The sequence below is a fragment of the Azospirillum sp. NS33 genome (genome assembly GCF_059703765.1).
The window spans coordinates 71,838-82,382 of the sequence record NZ_BAAKJB010000030.1; the positions used below are offsets into that span (position 1 = coordinate 71,838).

Here is a 10,545-nt window from a genome sequence, read left to right on the forward strand (position 1 = left end):
TGGGATCACGCGACGCGCCGGTAGCGCATGGTGGCGAAGTGCTGCCACGCGCCGTCGTCGCCCAGCACCTGGGAGCGCAGCACGCGCGTGTCGTCGTCCTCGAAGGTGAAGATGTCCTGGTAGCGCACGAGCGGTGTGCCGGCGGGCATGGACCCGTCCGGCGCCATCTTCGGCCCGACCGTGTCCAGGGTGAGGGTGGTCCCGCCGGCGTCCAGGGTGCCTTCGTAGACCCAGAGATGGGTCATCATGGTGCCGAACCAGGTGCCGACGAACCGCTCCCGGGCGGGATCGTAGCCCAGCACCAGGTGCATGCTGGACGGGACCGCGCCAGGCCCCTCTCCCCGCCCCTCGCCGACGATCCACAGACCGCCGACCGAGCGCACCGTCTCCGTCCAGTCCGGCATCGCCGCCGCCCCGTCCACGCCCGGCGCCTCGTCGCACGCGAACACCCAGTCGCCGACGAAGCGGTCGAGCCAGCGGTGCATGGCGTGTCGCCCGGTCTGTTCCATGCCGTCCTCCCCTTGATTGCCACGCGAACGATGGCAGTACGTTGATATCAACGTACTGCCATCGTGTCAAACGCCGCGGGCGGAGGCCGGCCCCTGGCTAGGCCAGGTCGAAGACCAGCACCTCCGCGCCCTCACCGGTGAGGGTGAGACGCTCGGTGTCGGCCACCGCCGCGCCGTCCCCTTCCTGGAGCGTCGTGCCGTTCACCGCCACCGTGCCACGGGCCACCTGGACCCAGGCGCGCCGGCCGGGACGCAGGCCGAGACTCACCTCCTCGCCGGCGTCGAGCAGGGCGGCGTAGAGGTCGACGTCCTGGTGCACGGTGACGCTGCCCTCGCGGCCGTCGCGCGACGCCACCAGCCGGGCACGGCCACGCCGCTCGGCCGGCGGGAACGAGGTCTGCTCATAGCCCGGGGCGAGGCCGCGCGCCTCGGGGATGATCCAGATCTGCAGGAAGCGCACGGAGTCGTCGCGGGAGTGGTTGAACTCACTGTGGACGATGCCGGTGCCGGCGCTCATCCGCTGCACGTCGCCGGGCCGGATCACCGAGCCGGTGCCCAGGCTGTCCTTGTGCTCCAGCGCGCCGTCGAGCACGTAGGAGACGATCTCCATGTCGCGGTGGGGGTGGGCCTCGAAGCCGCCGCCCGGCGCCACCCGGTCGTCGTTGATGACGCGCAGGGCGCCGAAGCCCATGTGGCGCGGGTCGTGGTAGTGGCCGAACGAGAAGGTGTGGCGGCTGTCGAGCCAGCCGAAATCGGCGACACCACGCTCCGCGGCGGGACGGACGACGATCATGACGGATCTCCCTTCGATGCTCCCCCGGCGCCGCTGCGGCCCCGGAGGGGTGTGTCTGAACGAAAGATAGCCACCATGCCCCGCGCGATAATCAGGGGACTCGTGCTTTCATTGTTCTCCGACGGGCGACAGTCGGCCGGGTCAGGCGGTGCCGTCCAGCAGCCCGTGCGCACGGTGCCAGCCCTCCAGCGATTCCGTCGGGTAGGCTTCGAAGCGACCTTCGTCCGGCGCGGCGTCGACGCGCACCCAGTTGGCCTTGGAGCCCAGCATCATGTGCACCTGCTCCGGCGGCTCGGGCAGGGCCGTGTCGATGGCGCCGGCATGGGGGTGGACCAGGTCGGGCCAGTCCGGATCCCACAGCCACAGGGCGGTGCCGCAGTGGCGGCAGAACCGCCGCTCGGCCCGGCTCGGCCGGCCGTCGACGGTGGCGTGGAACACGCCGACGGCGTCGCCGCCGGACACCTCCAGGGTCGGCGCCTTGGCCCCGAGATTGATGGCGTAGCCGCCGCTGCCGGCCGTCTTGCGGCAGATCGAGCAGTAGCAGCGCAGGAAGGGCACGGGCGCATAGGCCTCGACCGAGAAGCGCACGGCGCCGCAGTGGCACGAGCCGTCCAGTCGCATGGGTGGTCTCCTCCGGATGGACGCGGACCCCGGTCAGGAGGGTGCCACCCCATCCAGCCGGTGCCCAAGGAAAAACGCCAGCATGGCCCGCCCGGCGTCGGGGCCGTCGGGCTCGGTGTGGCTGCCCGCGGCGTCGCCACCGGACCAGCCGTGGCCGGCGCCGTGGACGGTCCACTGCTCCCACAACACGCGGCCGGCGGAATCGGCGTGCCGGGCCCGGCTGTAGGCGTGGCCGCCGGGCACCTGGCCCTGCTCCACCGCCGCCGCACCGGTCGCGCCGGCCTGGGCCAGCACGGCGTCGGCGTTGCGGGGGTGGACCGTGGCGTCCGCGTCGCCGTGGAAGACGATGGTCGGCACCACCCGGCCGGCGCCGCGCGGCTGCGGGTCGGTGACGCCGCGGCGCATCGCCGCGAACGCCGAGGGGACGCCGCGCGCCGCCCCGCTGGGCAGCCCGGAATGCACGCCCACCGCGGCGAACAGCTCGGGGTAGGCCGAGGCGAGGATGGCCGCCGCCGCGCCGCCGGCGGACAGGCCGGCGGCATAGACCCGCGTGGGATCGACCGCCTCGTCGGTGATCACCTGGCGCGCCAGGCCGGCGAGGATCGCCGCCTCGCCACCGTCACGGTGCTGGTTCTTCGGGCTGAACCAGTTCCAGCAGCGGTGCGGGTTGGCCGAGTCCGGCTGCGCGGGATAGGCGACGATCACGCCGTACTCCTGGGCCAGGGCGTTCATGCCCGTGCCCACCGCGAAATCCTCGGGTGTCTGGGTGCAGCCGTGCAGCATCACCAGGAGGGGGCGCGGCGCTCCCGCCCCGCCACCGGGAACGAACAGCGTGTAGTCCCGCGATCCCGCCGCGCAGGCGAAGGTCCGCGTCTCCTGCCGCGCGCCGGCCGGCAAGGGCGCGGGATGCGGAGCCGGAGCCGGAGCCGGAGCGGGAGCCGGCGCGCTGGGAACCCCATGGATGCGGCGCATCAGCCACTGGCCGGCGCGGCGAAGGAGGTGGCGCGGGGCGAAGCCGACGGCGCTCCCAGCATCGGGATCGGCATCGGGAGCGGGATCGGGAAGACGGTGATGGTCCATGGCGGTGCCTTCGTGCGGCGGAAACCGGCGGACGCGGAGGCCGGGCGCCCAGGGTCGGCGGTCGTCCGGTGGGGGTCAAGCGGTTTTGCTGCATTGCAGCAAAGACCGCGAAAGCCCACCGCCGCGTGCGGAACGACGCAGGGATCGCGGCGTTACATCCCTTGCGCGCGGGGTCCCTCCGTGATGTCCTGCCGGGACACCCGATCGGCACAACGGGACTCCAGGGAGGGAGCGGCCGATGCTGACACTGAGCGAGGCGCAGGTGCGCCTGGGCCTCACCGCGGCGAACAAGACGGACGCGATCCGCCTCGCCGGCCAGACCATGGTGGACTGCGGCCTGATCGAGGCCGGCTACATCGACAGCATGCTGGGGCGCGAGCGCATCGCCGGCACCTATCTGGGCAGCGGCATCGCCATCCCCCACGGCCAACCCGACGCCCGCGACCTGGTGCGCCGCACCGGCATCGTCGTCGTCCAGTTTCCCCAGGGCGTGGACTGGGGCGGCGGCGAGGCGGCCCGCGTGGTGGTTGGCATCGCCGCCCGCTCCGACGAGCACATCGGCGTGCTGCAGCGCCTGACCGGCGTGCTGGGAAACCCGGACCAGGCGGAGCGGCTGGGCCGCACCACCGATCCCGGCACCATCGTCGCGGTGCTGAACGGCGCCGAGGCGGCGCCGCCGCCCCCGCCGGCCGCCGCCGTGCCGGCCGACGGCCGCTCCGTCGCGGTGACGGCGCCGGTGCCGCACGGCCTGCACGCCCGCCCGGCGACGGCGCTGGTGGAGATCGCCAAGCGCTTCCGCGCCGACGTCGCGGTGCGCCATGGCGACGGCGTGGCCAACGCCCGCAGCCTGGTGTCGCTGCTGCGCCTTGGCGTCTCCGGCGGGGCGCCGCTGACCGTCACCGCCGCCGGCCCCGACGCCGACGCCGCGCTGGACGCCATCGCCGCCGCCTTCGCCGCCGGTCTGGACGAGGCCGCAGCGGACGCGGCGGCCGCGCCGGCGACCGCCGCCGTGGCACCGGCCGACCTCGACTACGACGGGCGCGCGGTGGTCGGCATCGCCGCGTCGCCCGGAGTCAGCATCGGCCCGGTGTGGCGCTTCCGGCGCGAGGAGCTGCGGGTGGCCGAGACGGCCGCCGATCCGACGGTGCAGCACCGCCGCCTCGATCAGGCGCTGTCGGGGGCCGCCGTCGACCTGCGCCATCTCCACGAGGATTTCTGGAAGAAGGCGGGGGCCGCCAAGGCCGCCATCTTCAAGGCCCATCTGGAGCTGCTGGACGATCCGGAGATGGCCGCCGACGCCCACGCCCGCATCGACCGCGGGGCCAGCGCCGGCTGGGCCTGGCGCGAGGTCTACGAGGAGCGCGCGGCGACCCTGGCCCAGCTGTCCGACGCCCTGCTGGCCGGGCGCGCCGCCGACCTGCGCGACGTCGGGCGGCGCGTGCTGCGCCGGCTGGCCGAGGTGCGGGAGACCGCCGCGGCCCTGCCCGACCACCCCGTGATCCTGCTGGCCGAGGACCTGGAGCCGTCGGACACCGCCAAGCTCGACCCGGCCATGGTGCTGGGGCTGTGCACGGCGGGCGGCGGAGCGACCTCGCACACCGCGATCATCGCCCGGTCGCTCGACATTCCCGCCGTGGTCGCCGCCGGACCGGCGGCCCTGGACCTGGAGAACGGCGACCCCGCCATCCTCGACGGCGACGCCGGCGTGCTGGTCGCAGCACCGTCGGAGCGGGACCGGGCCCGGGCCGAGCGGGCCCGGGTCGCCGTGGGCGAGCGGCGCGACGCCGAGCGGCTCGACCGCTACAAGCCGGCGATCACCACCGACGGCCGGCGGGTCGAGGTGGCGGCCAACATCTCCGACCCGGCTGAGGCCGCCCAGGCGGTGGAGGCCGGCGGCGAGGGGATCGGCCTGATGCGCACCGAATTCCTGTTCCTGCAGCGCGACCTGCCGCCCGACGAGGAGGAGCAACTGGCCGCCTACCGCACCATGGTGCGGGCGATGAACGGGCTGCCGATCATCCTGCGCACCCTCGACATCGGCGGCGACAAGAACGTTCCCTACCTGCGCCTGCCGGCCGAGGCCAACCCCTTCCTGGGCGTGCGCGGCATCCGCCTGTGCTTCGAGCGCGAGGACCTGTTCCGCACCCAGCTGCGCGCCATGCTGCGGGCCGCCGCCGACGGCCCGGTGCGCATCATGTACCCGATGATCGCCACGCCGGGCGAACTGGCGCGGGCCAAGGCGATCACCGAGGAGGTGCGCCGCGAGGTCGGCGCCGCCCCGGTGGAGCTGGGGATCATGATCGAGGTGCCCTCGGCGGTGATGATGGCCGACCGGCTGGCCCGCGAGGTGGACTTCTTCTCCATCGGCACCAACGACCTGACCCAGTACGTGCTGGCGATGGACCGGCTGCACCCGGTGCTGGCCCCCCAGGCCGACGGGCTGCACCCGGCGGTGCTGCGCATGGTCGACCAGACCGTCACGGCGGCGCGCGGCGCTGGCATCTGGGTGGGGGCCTGCGGCGGCATCGCCGGCGACCCGGCCGGGGCGGCGCTGCTGGCCGGGCTGGGCGTCACCGAGCTGAGCGTCGCCATCCCCGCCGTGCCCTCGGTCAAGGCGCGGCTGCGGACGATGTCCATGGCCGATGCCGAGGCGACGGCCCGCGCCGCCCTGGACTGCGCCGACGCCGGGGAGGTGCGCGCCCTGGTGCGCGACCGCCTGGCCGGCGCGGGAGGGACGCCATGACCGGACACCCCGCCGCCCCCGCGGTCTCCGGGGTGGCCCCCGGGGTGGCCGCCGGGGTGGCGACCGTCACCCTCAACGCCGCCGTCGACCAGACCCTCGACGTGCCGGGCTTCGTCGCCGGTGCCGTCAACCGCGCGGTCGGCGAGACCCGCACGGCCGGCGGCAAGGGGATCAACGTCGCCGCCTTCCTGGCCGGGGGACCGCGCCCGGTGACCGCCACCGGCTTTCTCGGCGAGGAGAACGTGGCGGTGTTCGAGGCGCTGTTCCGCCGCCGCCACATCCGCGACCGCTGCCTGCGCCTGCCCGGCACCAGCCGGGTCAACATCAAGGTGGTCGACCGCGACTCCCGCGCCGTCACCGACATCAACCTGCCGGGGCTCCACGTGCCGCCGGAGTCCTGGCGGTCCCTGGTCAAGACGGTCGACGAGCTGGTGGCCGACCACGACACCGTGGTGCTGGCCGGCAGCGTGCCGGCCGGCGTGCCCGACACCGCCTATGGCGAGCTGGTGGCGCACCTGAGAGGCCGCGGCGTCTTCGTCGTGGTGGACGCCAGCGGCACGCCACTGCGCCACGCGGTCGACGCCCGGCCGGACATGATCAAACCCAACATCCACGAGCTGTCGGAGCTGCTGGGCCGACCGCTGCCCGACCGCGCCGCCGTGGTCACCGCGGCCCGCGACCTCGCCGCCACCGGCATCGCCCTGGTGGTGGTATCGCTGGGCGCCGACGGCGCGGTGTTGGTGGCCGGCGGGCGGGCCGTGCTGGCGGTGCCACCGCCGGTCACCGTCGCCAGCACCGTCGGCGCCGGCGACGCCATGGTGGCCGGCGTGCTGTCCGCCCGTCTCGCGGGCGGCGACCTGGAGGCCTGCGCCCGGCGTGGCACCGCGTTCGCCGCCGGCACCCTGTCCCGCCTGGGCCCCGAACTGCCGCCGCCCGACCGCTTGGCCGAGCTGATGGACGCCGTGCGCGTCGAAACCCTGGACTGACACCCGAACCGGGTGTCGGGACCGCGCTGTTGATCGATTAGGGGAGGATCGCCATGGCAACGCTCGTGGCCGTTACCGCCTGCCCGACGGGCATCGCCCACACCATCATGGCCGCCGAGGCGCTGCGGCGCACCGCCGCGTTGAAGGGGCACACCATCGAGGTGGAGACCCAGGGCGCGGAGGGGCCGAGGACGCCGCTCAGCGCCGCCGCCATCGCCGCCGCCGACGCGGTGATCCTGGCCGCCGACATCGCCGTCGACGAGTCCCGCTTCGCCGGCAAGCCGATGCTGCGCACCTCCACCGCCGCGGCGATCCGCCAAACCGACGGGGTGATCGACGAGGCCCTGCGCCAGCGCGCGCCCCCCGCCGCGGCGGCTCCGGCGACGGGAGCACCGGCGGCGGGCGCACCGGCGGAGGCGGCCCCCGCGGCCGCTCCGCCGCCGCCAGCGGTGCCGGGCGGCGGCCTGCTGGTGGCGGTCACCGCCTGCCCCACCGGCATCGCCCACACCTTCATGGCCGCCGAGGCGTTGAAGCAGGCGGCGGAGGCCAAGGGCTACCGCATCAAGGTGGAGACCCAGGGCTCGGTCGGTGCCAAGAACGCGCTGACCGATGCGGAGATCGCCGAGGCCACCGCCGTCATCATCGGCGCCGACACCCACGTCGCCACCGACCGCTTCGCCGGCAAGCGGCTGCTCAAGACCTCCGTCGGCGAGGCGCTGAAGCAGCCGGCCCGGGTGATCGACGAGGCGCTGGCCCTGCCCCCGGCCGCCGCGGCCGGGCGGGAGGGTGCCGGCTACGCCGGCAGCGTGGCCGCCGCCAAGGCCCGCCAGAAGGAGGCGCAGACCGGCCCCTACAAGCACCTGCTGACCGGCGTGTCGTTCATGCTGCCCTTCGTGGTGGCGGGCGGGCTGATCATCGCCCTGTCCTTCGTCTTCGGCATCGAGGCCTTCAAGGAGGAGGGCACCCTGCCGGCGGCGCTGATGGAGATCGGCGGCGGCGCCGCCTTCGCCCTGATGGTGCCGGTGCTGGCCGGCTACATCGCCTTCTCCATCGCCGACCGGCCGGGCCTGGCGCCGGGCTTCATCGGCGGCATGCTGGCCTCCCAGGTCGGCGCCGGCTTCCTCGGCGGCATCGTCGCCGGCTTTCTCGCCGGCTACATCGCCGGCTGGCTGCGCGACACCATCCGCCTGCCGGCGACCCTGGAAGGGCTGAAGCCGGTGCTGATCATCCCGCTGCTGGCGACGCTCGCGGTCGGGCTGCTGATGGTCTACGTGATCGGGACGCCGGTGGCGGCGATCATGTCGGCGCTGACCGCCTTCCTCCAGGGCATGACCGGGGCCAACGCGGTGGCCCTGGGCCTGCTGCTGGGCGCCATGATGGCGCTCGACATGGGCGGTCCGGTGAACAAGGCGGCCTACACCTTCGCGGTCGGCCTGCTGGGATCGGACACCTTCACGCCGATGGCCGCGGTGATGGCGGCGGGCATGACCCCGCCGCTGGCCCTGGCCCTGGCCACCGCCGTCGTGCCCGGCCGCTTCAACCCGCAGGAGCGCGAGGCCGGCAAGGCCGCCGCCGTGCTCGGCCTCGCCTTCATCACCGAGGGGGCGATCCCCTTCGCCGCCAAGGACCCGCTGCGGGTGATCCCGTCGTGCATGGCGGGCTCGGCCGTGGCCGGCGCGCTCTCCATGTGGTTCGGCTGCGGCCTGCGCGCGCCGCACGGCGGGGTGTTCGTGCTGGCCATCCCCAACGCCGTGTCGCCGCTGCTGGCCTACATCCTGGCCATCGCCGCCGGCACGCTGGTCACCACCCTGGCACTGATCGTCCTGAAGCGGCCGCTGGGCGCCGGGCAGAGCGCCGCCGGCGCCGACCCCGCCGGCCACGCGCAGGCGGGGGTCCGCGCCGGCTGATCCGGTCAGGCCCGGCGCACGGTCTCCAGGAAGCCGCCGACCTCGCCGTTGAGGGCGGTGGCCTGGGAGGCCAGCTGCCGCGAGGTGTCCAGCACCTCGCGGGCGGCTTGGCCGCTGCGGTCGGCCGCGGCGCTCACGCCGCCGATGTCGCTGGCGGTTTCGCGGGTGCCCTCGGCGGCCCGATGGATGCTGCGGACGATCTCACGCGTGGCCGCCCCCTGCTCCTCGACCGCCGAGGAGATGGTGATGGTGTGCTCGTTGATCTGGTCGACGACGCCGACGATGCCGCCGATCTCGCGCACGGCCTCGTTGGTGACGGACTGGATGCCGGCGATCTGGGCGGCGATGTCCTCGGTGGCCCGCGCGGTCTGGGTCGCGAGCTGCTTGACCTCGCTGGCCACCACGGCGAAGCCCTTGCCGGCCTCGCCGGCGCGCGCCGCCTCGATGGTGGCGTTGAGGGCCAGCAGGTTGGTCTGCGAGGCGATGTCGTTGATCATCTCGACCACCGCGCCGATCTTGCCCACGGCGTCGGCAAGACCGCCGACCTGGGTGTTGGCGCGCTGGGCCTGGCCCACCGCGTCCACGGCGATGCGGCCGGAGGCGGCGACGCGCCGGCTGATCTCGTCGATGGAGGCCGACAGCTCCTCCGCCGCGGACGCCACGGTCTGGACGTTGGACGAGGTTCCCTGGGTGGAGCTGGCCACGGCGCCGGCCAGCCGGTCGGTTTCACCCACCGCCTCCAGCATGACCGCCGCCTCCTGCTGCAGCCGCTCGGTCTGGCCGGAGATGGCGCGGATCGCCTCGCCCACCGAGGTCTCGAAGGTGGCGGCCAGGCCCGCCATGGTGCGCTGGCGCTCCTGGGCGGTGTGCTCGCGCAGCGCCTCCCGCTCCCGCTCCAGGCGCAGGCGGGTTTCGGCGTTGTCGCGGAACACCTCGAGCGCGCGGGCCATCGCGCCGATCTCGGTGCGGCGGGCCGCCTCGGGGAAGCGCACCGACAGATCGCCGCCGGCCAGCTTGGCCATGCGGTCGCGCAGCCCGTTCAGCGAGGCGACGACGCTGTGGTTGATCAGCAGGGCGACCGCCACCAGGACGGCGATCAGCCCGAGGGCGGTCGCCCCGAGGCGCAGCATGAAGGCACGGTGGGCGTCGTCGATGTCGTCGGTGTAGACGCCCGAGCCGACGATGATCCCCAGCGGCTCGAAGCGCTGGACGTAGTTCGTCTTCTCCAGGGCCTCGGTGCCGCCCAGCTTGGGCCAGGAGTAGCGGACGATGGCGTGGTCCTGGCCCCGCATGGTGTCGACGATCTCGCGCACGAACAGCTTCTGCTGCGGGCTCTTGTCCTTGAGGCCGGTGCGGTCGGTGCCGACCGCCTTGTGGTTCGACGGGTTGGCGACCGCGATGCCGTCCATGTCGTAGGCGTACATGTAGTCGACGCCGTCGTTGTAGTACATGGCGTGCAAGCCGTTGCGGAAGCGCTCCAGCGCCTCCTGCCGGGTCAGCGCCCCCGCCTCGACCTCGGCGTGCAGCCCCTTGGCCAGGCCGATGCCCGCCTGCACCACCGCCCGCACCGTGCCGACCCGGTCGGCGACCATGCGCTCATAGGCCAGCGTGCCGCTGACGGCGATCACCGCGCAGGGAACGGCGACGGCCAGGGTGACGAACGCGATCAGCTTGGTGCGGATCGATAATGAGCCCAGAATGTCCATGATGCCCTCGACTGCCGGCATGGGCCGGAGCGTCGCTCCGGCCCTTGTGAAGGTGCCGCGGCCGCCGCCGGCGCCGGCGGTCGCGGGGTGGGGCGGCTCAGCCCCGTTCGACGCAGAGCGCCACGCCCATGCCGCCGCCGATGCACAGGGTGGCGAGGCCCTTGGCCGCGCCTTGGCGGCGCATTTCGTGGAGCAGGGTG

General features: G+C 74.2%; 9 protein-coding genes. 3 read left to right on the forward strand and 6 right to left on the reverse strand.

Features of this window, described 5'->3' with window-relative positions; translation table 11 throughout:
* Window positions 1-5: 5 nt before the first annotated feature.
* The 4 genes from AC6H2I_RS23040 to AC6H2I_RS23055 form a co-directional block, all read right to left on the reverse strand.
* Window positions 6-509 (reverse strand): DUF1579 domain-containing protein, encoded by a 504-nt coding sequence (locus tag AC6H2I_RS23040; RefSeq protein ID WP_497503094.1) that lies wholly within the window; start codon window positions 507-509, stop codon window positions 6-8.
* A 97-nt stretch (window positions 510-606) separates the two neighbouring features.
* On the reverse strand, window positions 607-1,302 hold the full coding sequence (locus AC6H2I_RS23045) for a pirin family protein (RefSeq protein WP_497503095.1): 696 nt from the start codon (window positions 1,300-1,302) through the stop codon (window positions 607-609).
* A 141-nt stretch (window positions 1,303-1,443) separates the two neighbouring features.
* Window positions 1,444-1,923, reverse strand: coding sequence for a GFA family protein (locus tag AC6H2I_RS23050; protein WP_497503096.1), 480 nt, complete (start codon window positions 1,921-1,923; stop codon window positions 1,444-1,446).
* 33 nt (window positions 1,924-1,956) lie between these two features.
* Complete coding sequence (locus tag AC6H2I_RS23055) at window positions 1,957-3,003, reverse strand: extracellular catalytic domain type 1 short-chain-length polyhydroxyalkanoate depolymerase (protein WP_497503097.1); 1,047 nt, start codon at window positions 3,001-3,003, stop codon at window positions 1,957-1,959.
* Window positions 3,004-3,241: 238 nt separating this feature from the next.
* On the opposite strand from AC6H2I_RS23055, the gene ptsP reads away from it, so the two are divergent.
* Genes ptsP through AC6H2I_RS23070 form a run of 3 tightly spaced genes read left to right on the forward strand, consistent with a single transcriptional unit; the run spans window position 3,242 to window position 8,639 of the window.
* Window positions 3,242-5,746 carry a phosphoenolpyruvate--protein phosphotransferase gene (gene ptsP / locus AC6H2I_RS23060; RefSeq protein WP_497503098.1) on the forward strand — a complete coding sequence of 835 codons (2,505 nt, stop codon included), beginning with the start codon at window positions 3,242-3,244 and terminating at the stop codon, window positions 5,744-5,746.
* Window positions 5,743-6,732 (forward strand): 1-phosphofructokinase, encoded by a 990-nt coding sequence (gene pfkB, locus AC6H2I_RS23065; protein ID WP_497503099.1) that lies wholly within the window; start codon window positions 5,743-5,745, stop codon window positions 6,730-6,732. Before ptsP ends, pfkB begins: the two co-directional genes overlap by 4 nt.
* Before the next feature lie 53 nt (window positions 6,733-6,785).
* Window positions 6,786-8,639 (forward strand): PTS fructose-like transporter subunit IIB, encoded by a 1,854-nt coding sequence (locus AC6H2I_RS23070; RefSeq protein ID WP_497503100.1) that lies wholly within the window; start codon window positions 6,786-6,788, stop codon window positions 8,637-8,639.
* A 5-nt stretch (window positions 8,640-8,644) separates the two neighbouring features.
* Here AC6H2I_RS23070 and AC6H2I_RS23075 read toward each other — a convergent pair whose 3' ends face one another.
* Entirely contained in the window at window positions 8,645-10,366 is a 1,722-nt protein-coding gene (locus AC6H2I_RS23075; RefSeq protein WP_497503101.1) for a methyl-accepting chemotaxis protein, read from the reverse strand.
* Window positions 10,367-10,442: 76 nt separating this feature from the next.
* Window positions 10,443-10,545, reverse strand: a 103-nt coding sequence (locus tag AC6H2I_RS23080) for a hypothetical protein (protein WP_497503102.1), incomplete at its 5' end; no start/stop codon positions are given.

Excerpts from the sequence above, each read along its gene's own strand:
- ptsP (WP_497503098.1), top strand. The coding sequence starts at position 3,242 with ATGCTGACACTGAGCGAGGCGCAGGTGCGCCTGGGCCTCACCGCGGCG.
- AC6H2I_RS23075 (WP_497503101.1), bottom strand. The coding sequence starts at position 10,366 with ATGCCGGCAGTCGAGGGCATCATGGACATTCTGGGCTCATTATCGATC.
- pfkB (WP_497503099.1), top strand. The coding sequence starts at position 5,743 with ATGACCGGACACCCCGCCGCCCCCGCGGTCTCCGGGGTGGCCCCCGGG.
- AC6H2I_RS23050 (WP_497503096.1), bottom strand. The coding sequence starts at position 1,923 with ATGCGACTGGACGGCTCGTGCCACTGCGGCGCCGTGCGCTTCTCGGTC.
- AC6H2I_RS23045 (WP_497503095.1), bottom strand. The coding sequence starts at position 1,302 with ATGATCGTCGTCCGTCCCGCCGCGGAGCGTGGTGTCGCCGATTTCGGC.
- AC6H2I_RS23040 (WP_497503094.1), bottom strand. The coding sequence starts at position 509 with ATGGAACAGACCGGGCGACACGCCATGCACCGCTGGCTCGACCGCTTC.
- AC6H2I_RS23055 (WP_497503097.1), bottom strand. The coding sequence starts at position 3,003 with ATGGACCATCACCGTCTTCCCGATCCCGCTCCCGATGCCGATCCCGAT.
- AC6H2I_RS23070 (WP_497503100.1), top strand. The coding sequence starts at position 6,786 with ATGGCAACGCTCGTGGCCGTTACCGCCTGCCCGACGGGCATCGCCCAC.